General features: G+C 32.7%; 19 protein-coding genes and 1 tRNA gene. 8 read left to right on the top strand and 12 right to left on the bottom strand.

Going from position 1 to position 24,655, the window contains the following annotated elements; translation table 11 throughout:
- Positions 1 to 71: 71 nt before the first annotated feature.
- Together NK213_RS10290 and NK213_RS10285 are read right to left on the bottom strand one after the other, a co-directional pair.
- Positions 72 to 1,025 (bottom strand): YeiH family protein, encoded by a 954-nt coding sequence (locus NK213_RS10290; protein WP_253348872.1) that lies wholly within the window; start codon positions 1,023 to 1,025, stop codon positions 72 to 74.
- Between the two features lie 287 nt (positions 1,026 to 1,312).
- A complete protein-coding gene (locus tag NK213_RS10285) occupies positions 1,313 to 2,155 on the bottom strand; it encodes a Cof-type HAD-IIB family hydrolase (protein ID WP_253348871.1) in 843 nt (280 codons plus the stop codon).
- A 394-nt stretch (positions 2,156 to 2,549) separates the two neighbouring features.
- Between NK213_RS10285 and NK213_RS10280 the strand changes: the two genes are divergently transcribed.
- The 3 genes from NK213_RS10280 (at position 2,550) to NK213_RS10270 (ending at position 4,880) form a co-directional block, all read left to right on the top strand.
- Positions 2,550 to 3,062 carry a dihydrofolate reductase family protein gene (locus tag NK213_RS10280; protein WP_253348870.1) on the top strand — a complete coding sequence of 171 codons (513 nt, stop codon included), beginning with the start codon at positions 2,550 to 2,552 and terminating at the stop codon, positions 3,060 to 3,062.
- A 613-nt stretch (positions 3,063 to 3,675) separates the two neighbouring features.
- Positions 3,676 to 4,011, top strand: a complete 336-nt coding sequence (locus NK213_RS10275) for a MerR family transcriptional regulator (protein WP_253348869.1) — start codon at positions 3,676 to 3,678, stop codon at positions 4,009 to 4,011.
- A 338-nt stretch (positions 4,012 to 4,349) separates the two neighbouring features.
- Complete coding sequence (locus tag NK213_RS10270; RefSeq protein WP_253348868.1) at positions 4,350 to 4,880, top strand: GNAT family N-acetyltransferase; 531 nt, start codon at positions 4,350 to 4,352, stop codon at positions 4,878 to 4,880.
- Between the two features lie 343 nt (positions 4,881 to 5,223).
- On the opposite strand, the gene NK213_RS10265 is transcribed toward NK213_RS10270, so the two are convergent.
- The 3 genes from NK213_RS10265 to NK213_RS10255 all read right to left on the bottom strand — a co-directional run bounded on the left by NK213_RS10265 (position 5,224) and on the right by NK213_RS10255 (position 10,051).
- Positions 5,224 to 7,848, bottom strand: a complete 2,625-nt coding sequence (locus tag NK213_RS10265; RefSeq protein ID WP_253348867.1) for an autotransporter outer membrane beta-barrel domain-containing protein — start codon at positions 7,846 to 7,848, stop codon at positions 5,224 to 5,226.
- 769 nt (positions 7,849 to 8,617) lie between these two features.
- Positions 8,618 to 8,694 (bottom strand) — tRNA-Arg (locus tag NK213_RS10260).
- 40 nt (positions 8,695 to 8,734) lie between these two features.
- Entirely contained in the window at positions 8,735 to 10,051 is a 1,317-nt protein-coding gene (locus tag NK213_RS10255) for an OmpP1/FadL family transporter (RefSeq protein ID WP_253348866.1), read from the bottom strand.
- A gap of 256 nt (positions 10,052 to 10,307) precedes the next feature.
- Here NK213_RS10255 and NK213_RS10250 point away from each other — a divergent pair, with 256 nt between their 5' ends.
- Entirely contained in the window at positions 10,308 to 10,745 is a 438-nt protein-coding gene (locus tag NK213_RS10250) for a VOC family protein (protein WP_253348865.1), read from the top strand.
- A 47-nt stretch (positions 10,746 to 10,792) separates the two neighbouring features.
- On the opposite strand, the gene NK213_RS10245 is transcribed toward NK213_RS10250, so the two are convergent.
- The 6 genes from NK213_RS10245 to NK213_RS10220 form a co-directional block, all read right to left on the bottom strand.
- Positions 10,793 to 11,176: a nucleoside triphosphate pyrophosphohydrolase family protein gene (locus tag NK213_RS10245; RefSeq protein ID WP_253348864.1), complete on the bottom strand. Its 384-nt coding sequence runs from the start codon at positions 11,174 to 11,176 to the stop codon at positions 10,793 to 10,795.
- An 11-nt stretch (positions 11,177 to 11,187) separates the two neighbouring features.
- Positions 11,188 to 12,075, bottom strand: a complete 888-nt coding sequence (gene lgt, locus NK213_RS10240) for a prolipoprotein diacylglyceryl transferase (RefSeq protein WP_253348863.1) — start codon at positions 12,073 to 12,075, stop codon at positions 11,188 to 11,190.
- Between the two features lie 182 nt (positions 12,076 to 12,257).
- A complete protein-coding gene (locus NK213_RS10235) occupies positions 12,258 to 13,988 on the bottom strand; it encodes a phosphoenolpyruvate carboxykinase (protein ID WP_253348862.1) in 1,731 nt (576 codons plus the stop codon).
- 91 nt (positions 13,989 to 14,079) lie between these two features.
- Complete coding sequence (locus NK213_RS10230; RefSeq protein WP_253348861.1) at positions 14,080 to 15,162, bottom strand: alanine--glyoxylate aminotransferase family protein; 1,083 nt, start codon at positions 15,160 to 15,162, stop codon at positions 14,080 to 14,082.
- A gap of 10 nt (positions 15,163 to 15,172) precedes the next feature.
- On the bottom strand, positions 15,173 to 16,018 hold the full coding sequence (gene kdsA / locus NK213_RS10225; protein WP_253348860.1) for a 3-deoxy-8-phosphooctulonate synthase: 846 nt from the start codon (positions 16,016 to 16,018) through the stop codon (positions 15,173 to 15,175).
- Positions 16,019 to 16,324: 306 nt separating this feature from the next.
- Positions 16,325 to 17,770 (bottom strand): UDP-N-acetylmuramoyl-L-alanyl-D-glutamate--2,6-diaminopimelate ligase, encoded by a 1,446-nt coding sequence (locus NK213_RS10220; protein ID WP_253348859.1) that lies wholly within the window; start codon positions 17,768 to 17,770, stop codon positions 16,325 to 16,327.
- Positions 17,771 to 18,317: 547 nt separating this feature from the next.
- On the opposite strand from NK213_RS10220, the gene NK213_RS10215 reads away from it, so the two are divergent.
- The 3 genes from NK213_RS10215 to NK213_RS10205 all read left to right on the top strand — a co-directional run bounded on the left by NK213_RS10215 (position 18,318) and on the right by NK213_RS10205 (position 23,085).
- Positions 18,318 to 19,223 carry an S-adenosyl-l-methionine hydroxide adenosyltransferase family protein gene (locus tag NK213_RS10215; RefSeq protein WP_253348858.1) on the top strand — a complete coding sequence of 302 codons (906 nt, stop codon included), beginning with the start codon at positions 18,318 to 18,320 and terminating at the stop codon, positions 19,221 to 19,223.
- A 76-nt stretch (positions 19,224 to 19,299) separates the two neighbouring features.
- Positions 19,300 to 20,289, top strand: coding sequence for an MBL fold metallo-hydrolase (locus NK213_RS10210; RefSeq protein WP_253348857.1), 990 nt, complete (start codon positions 19,300 to 19,302; stop codon positions 20,287 to 20,289).
- A 156-nt stretch (positions 20,290 to 20,445) separates the two neighbouring features.
- The gene (locus NK213_RS10205; protein ID WP_253348856.1) at positions 20,446 to 23,085 is read left to right on the top strand and encodes a hypothetical protein; all 2,640 of its coding nucleotides are present in this window, start codon (positions 20,446 to 20,448) and stop codon (positions 23,083 to 23,085) included.
- Positions 23,086 to 23,260: 175 nt separating this feature from the next.
- Here NK213_RS10205 and NK213_RS10200 read toward each other — a convergent pair whose 3' ends face one another.
- The gene (locus NK213_RS10200) at positions 23,261 to 23,788 is read right to left on the bottom strand and encodes a hypothetical protein (RefSeq protein WP_253348855.1); all 528 of its coding nucleotides are present in this window, start codon (positions 23,786 to 23,788) and stop codon (positions 23,261 to 23,263) included.
- 246 nt (positions 23,789 to 24,034) lie between these two features.
- Here NK213_RS10200 and NK213_RS10195 point away from each other — a divergent pair, with 246 nt between their 5' ends.
- Positions 24,035 to 24,607: a tyrosine-type recombinase/integrase gene (locus tag NK213_RS10195; RefSeq protein ID WP_253348854.1), complete on the top strand. Its 573-nt coding sequence runs from the start codon at positions 24,035 to 24,037 to the stop codon at positions 24,605 to 24,607.
- Positions 24,608 to 24,655 lie beyond the last annotated feature (48 nt).

Here is a 24,655-nt window from a genome sequence, read left to right as displayed (position 1 = left end):
ATTTCAAAACACCTCTTTCTTTTTTTATTATATCATTGTTTAGATTTTGGTGTTCCTACTTTACTATAGCACTACATTAGTACCCACAAAATAAATCCTAAAAATATCGGTTTAAATCCTGAGCTAAACATCTTTTTGAAATTAGTCGAAAGACCTATCCCGCTCAAAGCCATTATTATCAAAAATTTAGCAGTTTCAGAAAATATATGTTTAGTATCAGGAGAAAAATTTACAGTAGTTTCTACAAAAGAAGCTAATAAGAAAAATAAAATAAACCAAGGAAAAATATTGTGAAATCTTATTTTTTTATTTTGAAGATTATTCTCTTTTTTGCTTTTGAATAATTTAACAGCCGCATATCCAAGTGATATCGGCAGTATCAGGATTGAACGTGACAATTTAACAATTGTTGCGTAGTTTCCTGCTTCCCGGGAAAAAGTATATCCCGCTGCTACCACAGAAGAAGTATCATTTATAGCTGTTCCTGCCCACAATCCGAAAGTATTGTCTGTCATATTCATTAAGTGTCCAAAAACAGGAAATAATATCGCAGCAATGACATTAAACAGAAATATGGTACTCATAGCATAAGCAAGATCATGTTCTTCGGGTTCTATAACAGATGAAACAGCAGCAATTGCCGAACCGCCGCATATAGAAGTCCCTACCCCTATAAGGGTCGCCAGATCTTTATGGATTGATAAAACTTTCCCCAGAAAATGAGCCGCTGCCAGTGTAATTAAAACAGTCCAGATTGTTACCTGAAAGGAACTGAGTCCTACCTCCCTTACACTGTTCAGATTTAGCGTGAATCCCAGAATAACAACAGATAATTGCAGAATATACTTACTTGTAAATTTTATTCCGGGAACAAAGTCATTAGATATTGAAAAATAATTATTTATTATTATTCCTAGAATTATACCTACAATCGGACCGCCGATTATTTCAAATTTTTTCCCTATTATCTCTGCTGCTAAAGCTACCGCAGCTGTTAATAATATTCCCTTCCAATTTTTTTTCATTATTGTATCCTCCTGTTAAAAGCTCTAATATAATCTTAGCATTTTTTACTCATAAAAATAAATTATAAATAATTATTATTCTATAAAATAATATTATATATAATAATTTTAACTTTATTTCCATAATTTACAAAAAAATCTTCCTGAAGTGATCAGAAAGATTTAAATAAATTTATTTTTATATTGTTTTTATCGGAATTCTTTATTATACCATAAAGATATGTTCAATCATATGTTCTGGTCATTTAGAAAGACATTTTGCCTGCAGCTTTATTCTCTCAGATTAACTACAAACCGAGAATATGTTTTTTCAAAGACTTGGCAATTCCGTCCTGTTCATTTGATAAAGTAATCTCGTCTGCGATCTCTTTCAGGTCAGACACGGCATTTTCCATTGCTACGCCTATTCCTGCATACTTTACAATAGAAATATCATTATGACCGTCACCAAAAGCGATTACTTCATCAGCTGTTATATTAAGCGGTTTTAGTACAGTATCCAGTGCTTTCGCCTTATCTATATTTTTAGCCGTAAATTCAAAATAAATCGGTGCTGTGAACATGCAGTTCAGTTTATCCTTAAAAGGCTCCATTATTTCCCGATAATGTTCCTCCAGATATTCAGGATCGCTTGTTGTAAGAATCTTATTCAGCGGATAATCTACAAATGCTGCCAAATCATCTATCTCACATAATTTGTAATTTCCTCCTCTTGATTCATATTTTATAACATTAAAATCTTCTCCCCTGAACTTAATCATGCAGTTATAAACATCATTTACATACATGTATTCACCTTTATCAATCATCGGTCTTACATCGAACTTTTTCATGTGTTCCAAAACAGCCTTGGCATCTTCCACACTCAAAGGCTCATTAAATAAATCTTCTCCTGTCTGGAAATTCACCACTTTTGAACCATTATATGAAATAAACAGACCATTATTTTTGTCCATTTCAAGTTCAGTCCCCAGTCTGACTAGTCCTGTTGTTGGTCTTCCCGATGCTAATATCAGCAGAATCCCTTGTTTTTGAGCATTCAGTAAAGTTTCTTTGGTTTTTTGTGTTATCTCTTTTCTATCATTTGTTAATGTTCCGTCTACATCCATAACAATAGCTTTTATTCCCATTTTATGTCCCTCCTGAATTTTATATTATGATTTTTATTGATATTCTTGATTAAATGTCTTAAGTATATCAGTTATATTTTTATCTGTAAAGAAAAACTATTATTAAAAGTACAGATAATAAAGGTAATTCATCACATATACATTTTCTATCAGTTTATTGTAATAAAAAAACAAAAAACTCCTGTGCACAATAATTTCATTGATTTCCCTATGGTAATTTTTTATCCGCTTGGCTGTTTCCATGTACTTTTTCTAAGTTTTAAAGAAAACAGTTTTGTTTATTTATTGCTGCTTGTCTTAATTCGAAAGATAATATCACTTGACTACCTCAATATCAATATTTTATAATATTTGCATATAAATTATGAGCAAAGAAAGAAATGGTGAAGATTATATGAGCATATATTTTTATGGCTGTATTACACTAGATGGGTATCTCGCTGATAAAAACCATAATTTAGACTGGCTTTATCAAACAGGAACAATTGAAGAAACAGGTTATGATAGTTTTTATGAGAAAATGGATGTTACTATTATGGGAAAAAAGACATTTAATGAAATATCAAATATGAAAGACCCGCATCTGGTTTATCAGAAAACTAAAAATTACGTTTTTACTCATACAGAAGAATTACCTGTTAGCGGCTTTATTCCTATTTCAGGTAATATCACAGAAATCGTAAAAAATATTAGTGACTCCCAAAATGTATGGATCATAGGCGGAACACAAATATTAGCCCCATTACTGGATAATGATATGGTTGATACGCTGATTATACAGATTGCCCCGGTACTTTTAGGTGGCGGGATTCCTTTATTTACACAAAAAGAGGTGTTAAAACGGTTTTACCTTGACGAAGTGAAACAATACGGGCAGTTCGCGGAATTGGTTTATAGTAAATGCTGAGGATAAGGGAAGGGGAAACTTTTCATCTCAATATAGAAAATAAAATTAAGGCTGCTCAATTAATATTTTGTTATAACTACTGACTTGTTTTTTCAGTTTAATCCGGATAACACATATTCTTTGAGATAACCTTGTATTATTCTGTTGAAATTAGCTTCAACTATTTCAATTTATATTTTTTATATAATCATATTTCTTTAAACATATATTCAACAGAAGTGAAACCTGAATTGTGTGTTAAAAAACCAAAATATATTTTCTTCTTTACTTGAAATCCTAATTTTTCATATAAAGCCTCGGCTCTTGGCTTGGTATTTACTACTTCCAATATGAATACCCTTTGCCGGTATCTCAATGAGATTGATAAAAGCTGCAGGTGCTTCCGGATCTGGGAAATCCGTTTTTTTACATGTGTACTCTTTCCGCCCGGTAACTTATGATCATTAGTTTATTTATTAATTTTTCGCAAATTAACTTCTTTTTTTCATATCAAATATAAAAATATTGTAATTTATTTACAAAAAACATCAAGAAATATTTGTAATTTTTTTTCTTTTATTGTAGAATTATGTCAGAAGATGTTATAAATTTAAATAATAAAGGAGATTATTTTATGGAAGATGAAAAACAAGGAATCGAAACTCTTATTGATTCTAAATTACTAAGAAAGCTTATTGTAGGAATAGGGGAAGTTTCAGAAATTACAGGAGTACCCACAAGAAAACTACGTTATTGGGAAGAAAAAGGTATTATCAATTCAGAACAAGGCTCTGATGGAGAAACAAGAAAGTATAATTATCTTAATATAAAAAAAATATTGTTGATAAAAGAGTTTATTGATGAAGGTTTTACTTTGGATGCTGCTGCTCTCAGAGCTAATAAAAGTATTGAGACCTTTTTTAAAACCTTTTCTGAATTAATGAGCGATGATAATAACTATAAGAAGTAACTTTTGAAATAAGTTCAGCTCACATACTGGAAAGATTAAATAAAGAGATAAGAAGAACAAGAGTAACAGGAATATTCCTGTCAGGAAAATCTTACATGGAACGGCAACAAAACTTAGATAGTTTTTTTAAATTTGCCGGGTAGTGTGAAAAAACCTCCAGATATTTGCTAAACTAAATTATCTGGGGTATTTTTTTATGATACGGCAGCAAGCTGATTTTGTCCAAATTTTTAGTGTAATACCAACAGCTATTTTTTTAAAAATGGTATGTTTTAAATAATAATATGTTATAATTACTCAAGTAAAAATATATATCAAGTTTTTTTAAAGGAGTGTTAATGGTTATCAATGTAGCTAAATACGATAAATATGATGAAGTTGTGAAATTTTATCATGATTTGATTGATGGTATGCAAAACTCAAAATTTAATTGCGGATGGATAAAAAATGTCTATCCCAGTCAAAAGTTTATTTATGATTCAATCACAAATAACGAAATAATCATTGCTGAAATTGACAATAACATTGCCGGTGTTATGATTATTAATCATGAATCAACTACAGGATATGAAAAAGTGAAATGGAAAACTACAGGGGCAAAAAACGAAATATTTATTATACATGCTTTTGGAGTTTCTCCTCATTTTCAAAATCAAGGTATCGCCAGTAAAATGTTGGCATATGTTATAAAAAAGAGTAAAGAGTCTCAAATAAAAGCTATCCGATTAGATGTTCTGGCTTCTAATCTGCCTGCACAAAAACTTTATACAAAAATTGGTTTTGTTTTTATTGATACAATGCAACTTTTTTACGAAAACACAGGCACAACGGATTTTCTATTATACGAATTAATTTTAGACCCGGAATAAAAAATATTGAACAATAACAGTTATATATTTGAAACTTTTGAAATAGAGAGTATTAAGATTAGTGGAATCTATTCAATGCAAAAAAGTAGAGGTCTCCTTGATATTGCAAAAGATAAATTCGTATAATCGAAATAATGGAATAGTTAAAGGACAAAAAAGATCGATAGAATTTTGAAAACAAAATGCATCTTGAAGTATTTTTCAAATAAAAAAATCGCCTTCTATGATATTTCAATTTTATCATAGAAAGCTTTTTTATTTTACAGACTTTTGCCTACAGACTCAAAAAAATCCAGTTAGAGTATTATCAATACTTCTGGATTTTTTTGTTTAGCCTTAAATGCTACAGTTTATACTTTAATCCCACAGTCATCTGTGTATCATTGTAACTATTTCCATTCATATTCCATTGGTATGAAATATTCCCCCACAAGTCAAATTTATGGTTTAATTTTATTTCTGTTCCCACTTTAACTTCTCCTAAATCTTTTGCATTGGCCTGTTTATTTTCTATACCATCCATAATTACTCCAAATTCTTTTGTATTGTGAATCCAATTAGCTTCAATAAACGGCTGAAATTCTCTTTTTTCATCTCTGTTTATAAAATTAGAATTACCAGTATAGAATCTCATACCAAGCCGTGTTTGAATATTACCGTCTCCGTTTAATTCAACTACAGTTCCGTTGGATTCTGTGTGATTATCTGTTTTAACTCCCATATATGTAGCCTGAATTTTAGGCTGTATAAAAAATGCTTTTCCATTTGAATTGTTATCTATTTCAAAAGTATATCCGCTTTCTACAGAAGCTGTGATTCCATTAGAATTATATGTTTCCTTAGCAAGCTCATCTCCTTGAACTTCATTATTAAACCAGTTGTATATCAACCAACTGTCAGCGTAAAATCCTGATCTGTCTTCTTTATTTGAATACCACGTTCCGTATAATCCAATATTATAACCTTCTACTTTACCTTTAGAACCATAGTTTGTTATATTTGAACTTGTTTTATTATGGTTAATTCCATATCCGCCCATAATTCCAATATGAAAACGGTCTGTACCATCTGTAGTCCACTGGGCGATATCTCCGCCTGTCTGTACCACATGGCTTTTCCCTGTAGTTTTCAATTGTCCCGAAGTATCTTTAAATGTATTATAACCTCCTGCACTACGTACCCATATACTTACGGCATTATCTCCATTTGCTGATGAATCTGTATACTGTGTATCCCCAAGACGATCATGGAGTCTCTGTAAAAATAATGAATTCACTACAGCGTTATTAGCAATATAGCTTCCTGATTCAGGACGGAATATTGATTCAAAGGTTCCTGCCACAGGTTTTTTATCTGGTAGTTCTACATATGGAGGAATCACTTGTGGTTCAGTGGGAACTATAGGTTCTACTGTATCTACAGGAACTGTAGGATCAGTTGGATCAACAGGCGGTGTTATAATTACCTGAGGAATTTTACTTGTCAGATACCAGTTATTAGTGTCTGTTGTATCTCCATTACCACGATTTAAGTAATATTCATATGCACCGGCAACGATACGCCCGTCTTTTACGAATATTCCGTCTGATGTTCCTCCTACACTGATCAGCTCAATACCTTCTATAGTTTCAGCACCGGTTCCACCAGCATTTCTTACTTGTACTTTTGTAATTCCCGAAGTATTTCCCTGAACAATCAATCTATCTGTTAATGAAAGATCATCTTCTAGTTTCGTATTGAAAACTATTGTACCGTTACTTCCTGTATAATCATCTGATATTGTTAGAGTTCTCGGTGTAAATACTCCTGTTGACGGCTCAGAATTCAGATAAACAGTTGAGTTATTTAATAAATCAAAGTTAGTTATTTCAGAGTCATCAGTCATCTGCCATGTAGTTCCTGTCATACTAATATTAGTAGAAGCGGAATTCGCTGTATGCGAAGCACCTTCCCACCTCGAACCGTCTTTCACATCCATTATAATCTGTGAGTTATTATTTGAAAGAATATCACCTTTCAAATCAGCAATTGAATTACTTATATTTATTTTCCCATTATTTGTTGCATAAATAGCAGCCTGTATATTACCAGAATTTGTCTTAACCGTAATATCTCCCTGTATATTAAGCTGTCCTTTTCCTGAATACAGTCCTATTTCATTCCCATTCGTATATGTATCTCCAAAATTAATAAAAGCACCATTTTTTAGATTGAATATTCCATTTACATTGTTGACAGCAATACCATAAGCGGTAGAACTATTATTGCTTACTGAATTATTCGTAACATATACTTTATCATTGAAATTTGTCAGTGATGCTGAACCAGAATCTAAAGTTAGAATTCCTGTAGCACCATTAGCATTTAATCTTACATGTACTTCCTGATTAAAATCAGTATTCCCTATAGAATGTATCCCTCTGACACCTGTTGAAATATTAACAATTCCATTTCCATTACTGTCTTTACTAAAGCTGTTTGTAGTTCCTTCACCTAAATAAAGTCCATAACCTTTTTCAAATTCTGAAAAAATATTAGTATTTCCTTTTGCATGAAGTTCAGAGTTTCCTCTTATTGTAGCTATTACATAGTAATTATTATTGGGATTTTTTAAAGTAGCTGTAAGACCACCGTTAAAATAAGCTTTACCGCCATCAGTAATCAATACCGCATCTCCTGTAGTCGGTCCAAGCTGCTCTACTATTACTTCACTATCTGCGGTTAACTTTCCTCCGCTCTCTATACTTAATACTCCGGTATTAGGTTTCCCATTCATATTTGATTCAAATTTTACCGGATTAGTATTTTGAATATAAACATCTCCGCCATATTCGTAATTTCCTGAATTCACCCATGTATGTCCTTTAGAAGTAGCAAAATCAGCATCAGTCCATACAGTTTGTGAAACACTCAATATATTAAGGCATAAAATACCTGCAATTATTTGTCTATACAAATTTATTTTCAAAAAAATTTACCTACTTTACTATTATCTATATGAATTTGTCATTCAAATCATATGCAAGGATATCATATCACAACTTAAAAATTAAATCAACGTTTTTTTTATAATTTTAGAATAAATATTCTAGTTTAACAAAGTTAAGCAGAGTTAGTATATTAAATTACATTTACTGTTATAAAAAAGTGGGATGGGAACAAGCATTCATACAATTTCTTTAATTTGAATCAGATATTCTAACTTTTTTCTGTCTGGTTTAATAAAAACAAAGAGAGTCGCCTCTCTTTGCAAGATTTTGCCAGCTTACGCTAATGCAAGTCTGGTTGTGTCTACTTCCCAAAATATCAGCATGTACAGAATTAAGATACATGCACACAACTTTTGTATAAGCTTGTTTAATAACTTAGTCATAGTGACCACCTCCCAGAACAAACCTCACTACAATTATAACATGAAATGAGGAGATGGAAAAATGAGCAATAAAAAATTTGGCATTAGAGCTGCTAGAAAAAAATATTTAAAACAGAATTTATCAACAATAATATATTTAACAATTGAAATGAATTAAAAGCAGAATTGACTTACTATATTTATTAGTCCAACAATCATAGAATACATCCATATCAGAATATTTAAGTCCTATAGAATTTTTGTTGCCATTCCAGATTATATAGATGAACTGAAAGAAACTTTGAACTTAATAATAAAAAAATAGTTATCAAAGGCACTGATAACATTGACACACAGTTCTGATTTTAGGGGTTGTGTTAAAAAGTGGCGCACTCGAGAGGAATCGAACCCCTAACCCTCTGATCCGAAGTCAGATGCTCTATCCTATTGAGCTACGAGTGCAACACTATTATCATATCAATTTTTTACACTATTTTCAATACTAAAATTTATGTGTATATCCAATTCCCATTCCCATTACACCTTTTTTATAAGTAACCTTAGACTTTTCAAGCTTTGTTCCGGCAATAAAATTTTCATCCTCACCGTTTTCTGAATTATAATGCACGTATGAAACAGATAAAGTAAATTCATTCTTATCATCATGTTTATAAATAATTCCCGTTCCGTAAAACTGTGAATTCAATGCAAACTCTACATCATTATAGCTCGAATTTTTCGCCCCCGTATCAGCAATATTAACTCCTGCTGTCCAAGTAAACTTTTCATTCATATCATACATCAGACCAAAGTTAATCTCATTCCCGTCATTATAAGCTATATTATCTATATTAGCAGCCTTATTAAAATAATGATTATACCCTGCCATTAAAGTAAACTTATTCACTTTTCCTGAAATACCAAAAGACAGAACTCCCGGTAAATCTCTTCTTCCGCTGTAGCCATCTTTGTAAGTAGGATAAAAGTCAGAAATACCAAGATTTTTCCCCAAAGCTCCTATATACATCTTCTTATCTTCAGTGGCATTTGTGTCAAAAGTGAGCTTTACTGGTGTATCATACTTCATACCTATATTCAGGTTTTCATTTACCCTGATATTCAGACCGATTACTCCTCCGAAACCATCTGCTTCCCTTTTAGACTTTATATGAAGATCATTTCCGTTTATTGACGCACCTATAGGATTTCCCTTATTAAAAGAATACTCGGCATCTCCTTCAAGCTTTCTTACAGAATAAACATATTTTCCCCCTAAAGATACTGAAAATACATTATTTATCTGATAAGTCCCTCCTATAATTCCCTGATAATATCTGTTTTCTCCCTCAAAATCCCCGTTCTTCAGCTCTGCATTCAAAGCTCTCACTGTTCCCGCTAAAGGATCAAGTTTATTAAATGCTTGTGCAGCAAGCTCCAGCCCGGCTACCCCGCTCTTAAAATTCAGGTGTGGCCCGCCTGCAATTACACTGGTATTTAAGTAAAATGCACTTTTATCCTTTTTATACACAAGATTAAAACTTGGTGCCATTGGATAATCTTTAGCATCAAATTTTTTATCTGACAAATTCATTGACTCTTCTACACCGGAAAAAAGTCCGTTTATATTAATATATGTCCCATCTTCAAGCTGTGTGAGTCCTGCCGGGTTATAAAAAGCCCCGTCTACTGAAATAATTCCTGCCTGCGACGGATTCCCGAGATACGCTGCTGAATTATTCATTAAGTAATCAATACTCGCAGAATTCACTGTTATAGCAGTACAAACCAAAAAATCTTTTTCATTTTTTCTCCTTAACAATTTTAAAAATACTCCTGTAATATAACACTTGTTTTCTTCAAATGCAAACAAAATATTTCAATAATTATAATTTTATATCTAAAGCAAAAAAAATCTAATTTTGATTTATTTAACAAATTGTTGTCAAACTTCTGAAAATCAATCTTTTGATTAATAAATTAAATATTATTTTATTACTTTACATATATTTTTTTATGTTATATTATAGAATAAACAATCTACGAAAAAAGTCCAAATTTTGAAAGGATGTGTATTTATGAACAGAATTAACATAATTACCCTCGGCGTAGAAAATGTATCAAAATCTCTTGAATTCTACAGAGACGGTCTTGGTTTTGAAACTCCTGTCAGAGAAGAAAATCCCGCCATTGTTTTTTTCAATAACGGAGGAACAAAACTCGCATTATATCCTCTATCAGGATTGGCAGAAGATGTAAATGTTCCTGACCTGAAAGAGAAAGGTTCCGCTTTTCCCGGAATTACCCTTGCTTATAATGCCAAAAACAAAGGAGAAGTAGATGAAATCCTGAATAAAATAGAAAATCTCGGCGGAAAAGTGGTAAAAAAAGCAGCAGACACATTCTGGGGCGGTTACGGAGGATATTTCACCGATCTGGATGGTTATTACTGGGAAGTTGCCTATGCTGATTCATGGCTCTTTGATGAAAACGATATGCTTATAATTACGGAATAAAATATAAAGATAAAAACCGGCTCTAACTGCCGGTTTTTCTACATTTATTATTTAATTATCTTAGCAATATCAGGCTTAAAATAATTAGGCCCTTTTATCACTTTTCCGTCTTCTCTGTATACAGGCTTTCCGTCTTCTCCCAGTTTCGACATGTTACTTTTGTGAATCTCGTCAAATACTTCCTCTATAAGTCCTGTCATACCGTGTTCTATAATTGTACCGCATAATATATAAAGCATATCACCGAGAGCATCAGCCACTTCTATAATATCATTATTTTCCACAGCTTCTATATACTCGTCGTTTTCTTCTTTCATCAGTTCATATCTTAATTTGGCCTTATCGTTTTCCAGCTTTGAAACAGGATGTTTTTCCATACCCAGCTTAAATGTTCTGTGAAATTCTGAAACTTTATCCAGTTGCTTTTTCATAGTTATCTCTCCTATTTTTTAGGTGTATCCTTTTTAGCATTATTTTTATTAAAAAACTTTATTCCTGTCAGTGCCAAAATTAACATTATTATACTTATCAGATGCGGTGCTCTTATAATTCCGAAAAACGACAGATCTTCCACTCTGAAAAAGCTTACAAAACTTCTTATCAAAGCATACATTATCAGGTAAATCATCGAAAGTACACCGGGATTATATCTCTTCTTTCTGAAATAGAACCATAACAGCAGAAAACCTATTACATTAAGAATTGATTCGTAAAACATCGCCGGATGTAAAGGTAAGTTCGGAAAACTATCTCCTGCGGAAGTCCCGCTCGGGAAAACTATTCCCCATGGTACCAGTTCCTTGAACTTAGACTGCATATCCATAGACATAGACTGATACTGCGTCCACCATTGCTCGAAATTTCCTTTTAAAATAACTTTCCATGGTGTAAATGTGGGTACTCCCTCTATCTCGCCGTTAGCATAATTCCCTATTCTTCCTATTGCCTGTCCTATTAGCAGAGGCCCTACACCCATATCCGTAAGTACCCATAAATCCATCTTTTTTCTTTTGGCGAATATACAAGCTCCTATAAATGCGCCGATAATTCCCCCGTGTATTGCAAGTCCGCCTTCCCATACTGCAAAAACAGAAAGCGGATTATCTTTATACATATTAAGTTTAAATAAAACATAGTATACTCTTGCTCCGATTAATCCTGATATCATTACCCAAAATGCAAAATCCTCAATAGTTTTTTTATCTTTTACTCCTCTTTCTTTGGCTACTATATCCCTCCCGGCTATAAATATCCCAAGAAAAAATGCAATAATGTACATAATACTGTAATAGTGTATTTTTATAAAACCAAGATCTATATATGCTTTCATTTTGTCTCCTATCCTAAAGTCAGTCTGATATTTTTTCATCTTAGTATATCACAAAAAGTCTAATTTTTTAAGCTATATCTTTTATCGGAATGCCAAAACCACAGCTTATACTTTTATTTGTCATATAAATAATTTCCCCTAAAATAAAACGGCTGTAAAAGCCGTTTTATTTCTGTATTTTATTATTGATTTATAAGCTGGAATAATTCTTCCGCAGCATTTCTAGGTCCGTCTTTTTCCTTACCTTCTATTGCAAGTGATGTATTGATTTCCCCGATCTGCACACCTTGATCATACATTTTGTGGAAATACTCCCTTACAAGCTTCTCGTTTGTTTCTCTCTCCTGCACAGCTCCAAAAGGATTGGCAAAGTATGATTTTACGAGACCTTTTTCACTTGTAGTTCCTTTGGCTTTTCTTGCCCCGTCTTCAAAGACTGTGATAGCCTGATCTACATCTTCAAAGAATTTTATCTTCTTTTCAGCATCTTCATAGTTATTGGCATAAAGCATTATATCCACTTCATACCCTTTTGAGATAACCTCATAAGTAGAAATCGGTATAGTAACTCTGGCATTTATTTTGTCAGGGTTAGTAAAGATTCCCCTGTCAAGCTGCTCAAATGCATATCCTGACTCAAGGTCATCTACCCTTACAAAGGCTCCTATTTCTGTTCCGTATCCTTTTATTTTCCCGTCATTTTCTATTTTCAGGAATCCCATATCATCGAACACTATTCTCATATGCTTTATATATTTTTCATTAAGTGTTCTGAATGCTTCCAGACTTTCCGACTTTCCTGCTCCGCTGTCTCCCATAATTACTATGTTAGACTCTTTTCCGTTTCTAAGAACTATGTTTACCATAGCCCCGTGTATAGGAAGATGTCCTTCATCAAGCTTTTTAATATTATGCAGAGTCAGAAGCATTTTTTTCATATATCCGAAATAGTCGATCTCGTCTGTATAATTGGCATATCCTATTAAAATATCATTCTTTGTATCTTTATAGTAGAAAGTTCTCTTTTCGTTTTCCCCGTCAGGATATCCGAACAGATAAATCATATCCGGCTTTTTCCCTATATATTCACTTTCTTTTGCCAGTTCAAACAGGTTCGCAAGTGTAAGACCATGAGCCATAAAGTCTTTATGGAAAAATACAAATGTCAGTAAATCCCCGACTTTGGCAGGATACACAAACCAGTCATCCTCATTTAGAACTATGTTTTCCAATGGATTTTTCTGATGTCTCTGGAATAATCCCTCTCTTGTGTTTCTTTTAGAATACGAGATAAAAGGCGGATGAAGTATTACAGATCCTATAAAAGGTATTCTGCTAAGCCCTCTGTATTCTATAGGGCAGTTCCAGTTTATATCATTTAATGTAAGTCCTGCATTAGCTCCTGCGTTAAGCTGTCTGTACACTCTGTGTTTATATCCCATTACAGTTTCTTCTATTCTTCTGTATGTAGCAAGCACTAATTCGTTAAAATTATTATTAGCCTGTGAGAATCTTACACTCTGAAGACCTTCTCCAAGTCTTTTGTTTCTTACAATAGTGAATCTTTCCAGTCTTCTCCAGTATCCGTATAATAATTCTATTAATTCTATAAAAAGGTTTTTATCTTCAAAGAATACAGAATATTTATTATCCACTTTCAAGACTTCATCTATGTCAAAAACTGTAAGAAGCTTAAATACTTCTATCATTGAATCAGCTAACATATCATCTGTCTTAAATGCATCAAGATAAAAATTATATATCAGTCCTTCATCTTTTTTTAGTCTTCTGACGAAAACTTCTACTACTCTTCTGAACCCGTAACTGTCCAGTAATTTTTCTGATGTATCGCAGTATTTTAGAGTAAAATTTATCATTGCTCTTCCTCTGCTCAGCGAAAATTCATTTAACATATTTCTCTCCTTTATTTTTTGTTTTATTTATTAATATTTATGCTTTTTTTCAAAAGCTCCCCTGCTTTAAACGAAATATAACCGGATAAGATTATTGTTTTGCCAGTTCTTCAGTAAGAACAACAAGAAATTTATCTATATCCTCTTTGGAAAATTCCCCGAGTATTCCCACTCTCATAAGACTGTCCTCGAAATCTCCTTTTCCTCCGGTTACGGTATATCCTCTTTCTTCAAGGCTTCTGATTACATTCTTTATCTTTATACCGTCTTTTACCACAGAAATCAAAGTATTACTTCTGTTTTCCTCATCTTTTACGAGAATCTTGAAATCCAGCTCTGAAAGCTTTTCTTCGATATACTTTCTAAGCTCATATTTCTCTTTTACTATGTTTCCCACTCCTTTTTCAGCTATAATCCTGCATGAAACATTTGCTGCGATTATAAGCCCTATAGCCGGCGTAAAAGGAGTTTCGTTTTTACTTTCCAAAGCTTTTTCAGCCTGTTTTATATCAAAGTAATACTTGGGAATATCTGATTTTTCCACAGCTTTTCTGGCTTTTTGACTCATTGCGATAAACGCCAGTCCCGGCGGTATCAAAAATGCTTTCTGGCTTCCTGCCACTGCTACGTCTACATTCCATCCGTCAAAGTCAAAGTCATTTGCCACAAGTCCGCTTATGGTATCCACTACCAAAAGTATATCCGTATTTTTTGTTAATTCTCCCACTGCTTTTACATTATTCAGAACACCTGTGGAAGTCTCGCTGTGAGTTATGAAAATTCCTTTTATATCAGGATTTTCTGCCAAAGCTTTTTTTACGTCTTCTAATTTATATGACTCACCAAATTCATATTCCAGATTTATCGGTTCCAGTCCGTAAATTCCGGCTATTTTCCTGAATCTGTCGCCAAAGTATCCTGTGTTTATCACAAGGACTTTTTCACCTTTGGAGAAATAGTTCACTACCGCTGCCTCCATTGCGCCGGTTCCGGATGACGTCAATACATATACATTCTCTTTGGTCTGAAAAATCTTCTTTAAATTTTCGTTCAGCTCTTTCATAACATTATGAAAGTCTACTTTTCTGTGATGTACTATGTCAGTTCCCAGTACTCCGAGAAGATTTTCCGGAATATTAGTGGGGCCGGGTGTCAGCAATACCTTCTTTTTCATTTTATTCCTCCTAAATTTCTTGGTTCTTTACTAAATCATCTATCTTTAAAATGTTTGTAAGTATCTCTTCTATATCGTCCAGTCTAAGCATATTAGGCCCGTCAGACATACCCTTGTCAGGATCAGGATGAACTTCTGCGAATACAGCATCTACTCCTATTGATACCGCAGCCTTCATCAGCGGATAAACATACTCTCTGTTTCCGTCTGTGGCACTTCCCTTACCTCCCGGTATCTGTACCGAGTGGGTAGCGTCAAAAACAACAGGATATCCGAATTTTCTCATTTCCAGAAGACTTCTCATATCTACTACCAGATTATTATATCCGAAAGATGCTCCTCTTTCACAAAGCATAATATTCGTATTCCCGGCTTCTTCAAACTTGCTTACTACGTTTTTCATATCCCATGGTGCAAGAAACTGTCCTTTTTTTACATTAACGGCTTTCCCTGTCTGTGCAGCAGCTACAAGCAGATCAGTTTGTCTTGATAAAAATGCCGGTATTTGTATAATATCTATGACTTTTGCCGCCACTTCGCACTGCCATGGTTCATGGATATCTGTTACAAGGGGAAGTCCGTATTTTTCCTTGACTTTATTAAGTATTTCCAGTCCTTTGTCCAGCCCCGGCCCTCTGAATCCATGTATTGATGTTCTGTTGGCCTTATCAAAAGATGACTTGAACACAAAATTGATACCTAATTTATCAGTAATTTCCTTTAATCTTCCCGCTACTTCCATGACCAGATCTTCCGATTCGATAACACATGGTCCTGCAAGCAGAGTTATTCTGGAATTCCCTATTGTTATTTTATCGTTTATTTTTACTTCTTTTACTTTTTGTAAATTTTCCACACTAAATTCCTCCTCTGAAATATTATTATTCTTTATTTCTCATTTTTAATTATTTATATCAAAAATATGATTTATATTTCCGCACTTTTCATTGTTATAATTTTATCATACTCAAACAATAAAAAAAAGAGCCTATTTGTTAAATATCCCCTTGACAAAATAGGCAATCCTCTATTTCACTATCATAAACAATATATATAATTTTTCTATAAAACATATATATAATTTATATTTTTAGTATTTTATGTTATTTTATAAAAATTTGCCTATATTTGGCTGTTCTGGATATTCTCCCTAATTCCGGGATTATTTCTTCAAATATTTTCTAGCCTGTTCCCTGTCGTCAAAATGAATCTTCTCACGCCCGAGTATCTGATAGTCTTCATGTCCTTTTCCTGCTATAAGAAGACTGTCTTTTGTCCCTGACATTTCTATACCGTATTTTATTGCCTGTTCCCTGTCCACAATTACTGTGTATCTGTCTTTTGGAAAGTCTATATCTGTAAGTCCTTTTTCCACCTGTTTTGTTATTTCCACAGGGTCCTCTGTTCTGGGATTATCAGAAGTAATAATTACAAAATCGCTGAATTTTGCAGCTGCCTTTGCCATCTTTGGTCTTTTGGTATTATCTCTGTCGCCGCCTGCACCGAATATTGTTATTACCCTGTTTTCAGTTATTTTCCTCACTGTTTCCAATATATTTTCAAGTCCGTTATCTGTATGTGCATAGTCTACTACTACCATGAAATCCTGACCTTCATTTACCAGCTCAAACCTTCCCGGCACATAGCCTACCCTTTTTACTCTTTCTATTATATCATCAATGCCGAAACCAAGATTCAGAAGTACACCGATACAGCCGAGAAGATTATACAGGTTATAGTCGCCTACAAGTTTGGTATCAAAGGAATATTCCTTACCCTGAAAAGTTACTGAAACCTTCATTCCGCCGTTATGATATTCTTCTATTTTTCCTTTCAGGTCTGAATCTTTTATTATCGAATACGACTTATAGTTTTTATTGGAATTATAGATTCTTTCACCATAAGAATCATCTATATTCACAGCTGCTGCATTTTTGTTTCTAAGCATGGTAAACAGCTTAAACTTAGCATTAAAGTAATTTTCCATATTTTCATGATAATCCAGATGATCCTGTGTAAGATTGGTAAACATCACCGAATCAAACTCAAGCATATCTACCCTTCCTATCTCAAGAGCATGCGAGCTTACCTCCATTATAAAATACTCCACACCTTTTTTCACACTTTTATCCAGCATTTTTACCAGATCAAGTGATTCAGGAGTAGTATTCGGAGCTTCTATTTCTTCATCCAGTATTTTATAACCTATAGTTCCTATCCTAGACGTCTTTTCAAGCATACTGTCCAGTATATAGCTTGATGTAGTCTTACCGTTTGTCCCTGTAATCCCTATTATTTTCAAATTTTTCTGCGGCCATCCAAAAAAATTGGAAGCCATTACCCCAAGATGTTTTCTCATATTCTCCACAAAAATATAAGTCACATCCTTATCAGTAACTGTAATATCTTTTTTTTCCACAATTACCATTTTAGCCCCGTTGTTTACAGCTTTTTCTATATAGTTATGCCCGTCTGTAACAGCACCTATAAGGGCGCAGAATACATCATTTTTTTTTATCTTTCTTGAATCATAATGAATATCATTTATGACAAAGTCTTTTCCTTTATTAATAACTTCATATTTTACATTCTCAAATATTTCGAACATAATCGTCTTCTCCCTTTATTTATTTAACTAATTCTATCATAATAACCCGACAAAAAAAAGAACTACTTTCAGATAAAATAAAAAAATTGTTTATCATAAAAAAAGTTCTGTTTTTCAAATACTGCCCGCCTTGAAAAAGACCGCTTCACTTTATATTTTTATATTGCTGTTTATATGACTAATCTTGATATTTGACCTGAATTATAATTCCTAATACAATATAAACAAAATTATTTTTTTTCATAATTGAAAGAAACTATACTTTCATCTACCTTATCATAATGTGAAAATTTCTCTAAATAAACAGCGTCTCCATTTCCCTTGTCATGTTTAGTAAAATAATGTAACTGTCAATCTCTTCATTACCAACCGTTAATATCATAAAAAACTCTAAGTTCAATTAAAAAATCATGATTAGCAAATAATGAACGTCTATCCTGTACTATTCCTCATCATACACATATTTTCAGATTAATATTATATATTTGACTTTTTCACATAATAAAGCTATATTCTAAGTGACTAAATCTTATTTAAGGAGAGATATATGAAAAAAACTCTGAAAAAATTTTTATTAACTATTGTAAGTATTATTATTTTTTCAACTACTGCATTTTCAGCATCTGAAATACTGGTTTTCCAGTCTGACTTTGGTCTTAAGGACGGAGCAGTTTCTGCTATGAAAGGTGTAGCAACAGGCGTTGACAAAGACCTGAAAATATATGATGTTACACACGAAATTCCTGCCTACAGCATATGGGATGCGGCATACCGTTTATACCAGACAGCTGAATACTGGCCTGCTGGTACTGTATTTGTATCAATAGTAGATCCGGGTGTAGGTACCGAGAGATTATCTGTTGTTCTAAAAACTAAAAACGGACAATACTTCGTTACTCCTGATAACGGAACTCTGACTCTTGTAGCAGAAAAATTCGGAATCGAGGAAGTTAGACAAATTGATGAAGCTGTTAACAGACGTAAAGACTCTGAAAAATCATATACTTTCCACGGACGTGATGTATATGCGTATACAGGGGCAAGACTTGCATCAGGTGCGATTACTTTTGAACAGGTAGGAAAAAAACTTCCTTCTAAAGTGGAAGCTATCAGCTATCAAAAAGCAAAATTTGAGAAAAATACTCTTGTAGGAAATATCCCTATTCTTGATGTGCAGTATGGAAATGTATGGACTAATATTGACCGTAATACTGCAAGTAAAATGAATATCAAAAAAGGTGATATCTTTACAGTGGAAATCTATAATAAAGACAAACTTGTATTCAAAGACAAGATGCCTTTTGCCAACAGTTTCGGAGATGTGCCTGAAGGTAAAAACCTTATGTATTATAACAGCTTGGATTCATTATCTTTTGCTGTAAACATGGGAGACTTTGCTTCTACTTATAAAGTAGAATACGGCGGAGACTGGAGCGTAAAAATTTATAAATAAGCATATCCGGAAGATTTTTTACCGCTTGGTAAATATCTTCCGTTTTTAAAATAAAACTATATTTTTGGAGGGATTTATGAAAAGAACATTTTTTACACTGTTATTTGGTATTATTCTGTCTGTTTCTATTTTTGCCAAAACTTCATTTGAAATAGTGGCTCTCGGAGTGAACGGCGGAGTTATTGACGGCAACATAACTTCATATCTTATAAGAAGTACAGATGAAAATAATTATCTTGCACTTGATGCAGGAACTCTTCTTCCCGGAATAGAAAAGGCTGCTGCTAAAGGGGCTTTTAAAAATATTACTGTTCCCGCTGATTCACCTCTTACTCTGGAAGGATATGTTTTCAAAAATGCAGTAAAAGGTTATTTTATCAGCCATGGACATCTTGACCATGTTTCAGGACTTGTTATAAGCTCTACAGATGACAGCAAGAAAAATATTTATGCGCTTCCGTCTGTTATAGATGTTTTGACTAATAATTACTTTAACTGGAAAACATGGCCGAATTTTTCCACTTCCGGCGAAGGATTTAAACTGGGACAATATACGTACAAAACTCTTGAGCCGGGTAAAGAAACAGCAATAGAGGGTACTGCTTTATACGGCGCTGCTCTTCCGCTCAGCCACAGCAATTATGAATCTTCAATGATTTTAGTGAGAAAAAACAAAGACTATTTTGCATTTTTCGGGGATACAGGCCCAGACACAGTAGAAAAATCTACACATCTGGATACTGTATGGAAAACACTGGGTCCAAAGGTAAAAAGCAAAAATCTGAAAGGTATAATTATAGAAGTTTCTTATGCAAACGGTGTAGCTGACAAGGACTTATTCGGACACCTTACTCCCGACTGGCTTTTGAAGGAACTTCAGAATCTGGAAAAATACAGCGGCGGAAAAGGTTCACTAAAAGGTCTTAATGTTATAATCAGTCATGTGAAGCCTACTTTAAATAAAAATTCCAATATTCGTTCTACAATTCTTGAACAACTGAAAAATGGAAATACTCTCGGAGTAAACTTTATTATGCTTGATCAGGGAGACAGCATGGAATTTTAAATATCTGATTATATACCCCTTGTATATTATTTTACAAGGGGATTTTTTTGTTGGAATACCCTGAAATATCTTTTTAGATTCATGCTTTCTCAATGCAATTTATCCTATGAAAAATTACACAAAAATGATATAATAATTAAAATTTTAGGAGGTGTCATGAAAAAAATTATTATTCTTGTATTACTTATAGCTAATCTAGGTGTTATCACAGAATCGGCGGGAAAAAGCAGTCAGACAAATGCCAAAAATACCAAAAGTTCTGTTGATACACAAAAAATAAATGAGGAACTGGAACTCGCAGATAATTACTATCACGGTAATAAAATTCTAAAGGCAAAGGAAATATATGAAAAGTACAGCCCTGTAAGTGATGAAGCAAAGATGAAACTTGCCGGATACTACATTGATGATCTTCAGGAAGAAAAAGCAATTGTTATTCTTGAAGATCTTGCACGTAAAAAAAATAAGCAGGCTTTGCATTTACTTGGTTCTATTTATTTGAGAGAAAATTCAGAAGACAAACTGATAAAATTATTTAATAAAAAAAGCCGGAGCGATATGGAAATGCTCTCTGAAATATATCAAAATAACGGTGATTATGATAAAGCTTCCTCTCTCTACCGTGATCTTGTTATAAACGGTGATGAAGATGCTTATTTCCAAATGATAAGTCAATACAGCTACAGCACAAGGGAAGATTTGCTAAAGATCGAATCTGCCAAAGGAAAAACAAGAGCAGACAAAGAACTCGGCGATTTGTATACAGACGCTTATAATTACAAAGCTGCTGTAGAATCTTATAAAAAATACCTGAAAAAGAATAAAGGAAATGAACATATATTTTATGCATTTGGTGAATATTATTCCAAGGAAGAGCTGAAAAAAGAGCTTGCCCCTTATATAAAAAGAGGAGACAAAGGTGCAAAGGAGACACTTGAGGAATATCTTACCAAGGTCGAAGAGGGAAATGCCCTTGATGCAGAAGATATGTACAGTGAAGAAATTACCGCAGACACAGCGGATAATGCCGCCGACCTGTCTGTTTCCGGTAAAACAGACGACGAAGATACAGAAGACGAGCATTTTTCTGTAGTAAAAACTTCATTTGAAGATAATGAAAAAATATATCTGGACAGAATTGCCGAAGATGCAGATGATTACGAAGCAGTAAACGAACTGTTATCTTTATATTATCTAAATGATAAGAAAGAAAAATTAAATACTTTTCTTGATAATCTCATCAGTGACGGATACTACCTCGGAGAGAACTGGAAAATGATCAAAGACAGAGCTGTTCCTGTTTATGAAGTATATATTTCACAGGGAATAAACAGAGCAAGACCTGTTCTGGCACAGATATACAAGGAAAAAAAGGACTTTGAAAATGCTCTTTTGATATATGAAAGCATGCTTCCATCAAAAGATTATACAATTAATCTCGCTTTGGCAGATCTGTATAACAGAACACAAAAGTATGATAAAACTTTGGCATTAATTCAAAATAACGGAATTAACCTGAATGATGAACTGAAAATTACTGAGTACGATTATACTTTTAGTGCTTCTATGATGAGATACGGGGCATATTCATACTATAAACTCGGAGATCTTGAGAAGGCAAAAAATATTTATTCTTTTTTATCTGATAATGATTATTATTCTTATGATTATCTGTATGGTTCTGTTTCACAGGATGACAAAGATACTTTTTATTATCCTGACAAAATTTATCTGCTTGACATTTATAAGAAAACTAATGCCGAAGAGGAATACAAAGAGCTCGAAAAACAGATCACAAGCAGCTCAGGCTTTCTTGCCTTTGGCAACTATGAATTAAAGCAGTCACTTGCTGATTATTATGCTGCAAATGGGGACTTTGAAGAAGCTCAAAAACTTTTAGTCAATGATAAGACAGAAACAGAAACTTTAAAATTTCTGGGATTTGTACCTCTTGCTTTAAGTCTTCTTCCTAATGCGGACTTTTTGGGAAATAGTGAACAAGTAGCCAATATTACAATGAAATATAAAAGTTATGATGAAATAAAAAGTTTTGTAGATGAAGTACTGGTACTTACAAATAATTCTTATGATAATTCAAAAAATTATATAAATTCAGTGAAAATAGCCGGTCTTTATGTAATTAAACAATATTCAAAAGAACTCAGCCTGAGTGATTCATTTAAAAATAAATTTTTGAATTATAGTGACAATACACTAAAAAATGAATTCAAAAAGTCATACAAGAATTTATATAAAAATAAAAAAGGAGTTTCATTCTATCCTAATAATACTGACGGCAACTTTATGCTTTCAATGCTTCTGAAAGAATGGAATATAAATACCAAAGAATTATCAGCTAATGAAAAATCAACTATAACTTATTCAAGAAAACAAATATTTGAAAACGGAATTTTATTTTTCAGCGATAAATATGTAAAAGAATTTTCACACATAAATGATATTCTTGAACAGGAAATGGTATCCGGGTATGACAGTGAAGAAGATACTATTTTAAAGGAGACAACTTCTAAAATAGGCAGTGCTGTAGACCAGTTTTTCTCTAAAACGAATTTTACAAAAGATTATAAAGAATTTTATAGTCTGCTTCCAAGCATGATACTGGTAAACGTAAGAGATAACCTTGAAAAAAATAACAGAGAAGATATTGTAAAAAGACTGAATTCAGACTACGCAAAATATCTTACAGAAGATAAAATCTCAGCTATAGAAAAAATAAAAGCAAGCAATGAAGAATTACGCGATAAAACGAATATTGTTTTTAATCCTATGCATTAAAACTATAATAAAAACCTCTGGAAATTTAGATTACTATAAATTATCCGGAGGCTTTTTCTTTAAATTAACATAATTATAAAAAAGAATATTATAAAAAGGACGAGTCCTGTTTTGGCAGAAACCATCCCTTATCTCAATTCCCCATCGACTGAATCGTTTATATTTCTACAATACTTTATGATGAAAAAAGCCCTATTTTTGCTATCCTGAACTTCTTACCCTTTCTCTTTATTTCAAATGATATTCTGCTCACTTCATTAAATCCTTTGTTTTTCTTGCTTTTCACCACTATCAGTGTATAATTATCATTACTATATCTGTTTACTATAAGAAAATTAGAAGTAAGATTAGCCTTATCTTCCATATTTACTTCATATATTTTTGTTACTTTATCCTTTAGAAGACTTGTATTAAAGCTGTCAGTATTTACCATCTGAAATAACACCTGATAATCCGTACTTGCAAGAATCTTTAATGCAAAATCCGTTGTTTCCTTTACATTTGTTTCTTTAGAGTCAAGATCAGTAATATCCCTTATTTTCTTGGGATTTTTATCTGTTATTGCCTTATTCAGATTCCCCATAAGATTATAAATTTCTTTTCCGTCACTTAACATCTGATTTTCATTAAGTGATGTATCTGCTTCTAATATTGTGCAAGAAATAAAAAATATTACTGTTATTGCTAAAAATATTTGTTTCATAAGTTTCCTTTCACTTTGTTAAAATTTTGAAAAGCTTTCTAATCTGCATAAACCCCTAAAATAGCGTATCGTCAATGCCGCGATTAAATTTTTCCGAAAATCAATTTAACTTTCTTTAGAGTTTTGAAATAATTTCTATAATAAATTTTATCAATATATTTAAATTATTATTATGATAATATATAAGCATATTTATAAAGATATGCTATTATAGTTACATTATATATAATGGACATTGGAGGAGCTATGAAAACTAGAGCATTGACTTTTAAAGAATTAAACAGTATCCTGGATTTGTTAAAACACGGCTTTACATATAGAGACGATCAAAAAATCCGAACTTTCAGATCTAAAAAAAAGATTTATTATCTGTTACTATTTCAGGTTAACACCGGATTACGGATCGGGGATATCCTGCAGCTTAGAAGAAAACATATCCTGAATTCCCGGATTAATATAACAGAACAGAAAACCAAAAAGAACCTGTCCCGTTCTTATCCTAGAAATACCTATAATGCAATTAATGAATACTGTCAGGAAAACCATATTGGATATGATGACCTTTTATTTGACAATTTAAATGTACGTACTGTACAAAAGAATCTAAAAACAGTTATAAAGTATTTAAGACTAAGGGATATTTCCACACACAGCTTCAGAAAAACCTTTGCTACACTGAAATATAAGGAGAGCAAGAATAATATAGAATTAGTAAGACGCCTTCTGAATCACAGCAACACTTCAGTTACCCAGCGCTATCTTGGTATTTCTGATATTGATCTCGAAAAAATCAGCAGCAGGGCAATTTTCAATATTTAATACCCTGATTTCAAAATTTTTATAATTAATTTTATCAAACAGGGTATC

It is taken from the genome of Sebaldella sp. S0638 (assembly GCF_024158605.1).
Classification (GTDB): domain Bacteria; phylum Fusobacteriota; class Fusobacteriia; order Fusobacteriales; family Leptotrichiaceae; genus Sebaldella.
Note: the sequence above shows the minus strand (reverse complement) of the source record. Positions and strands in the feature narration are given on the sequence as shown.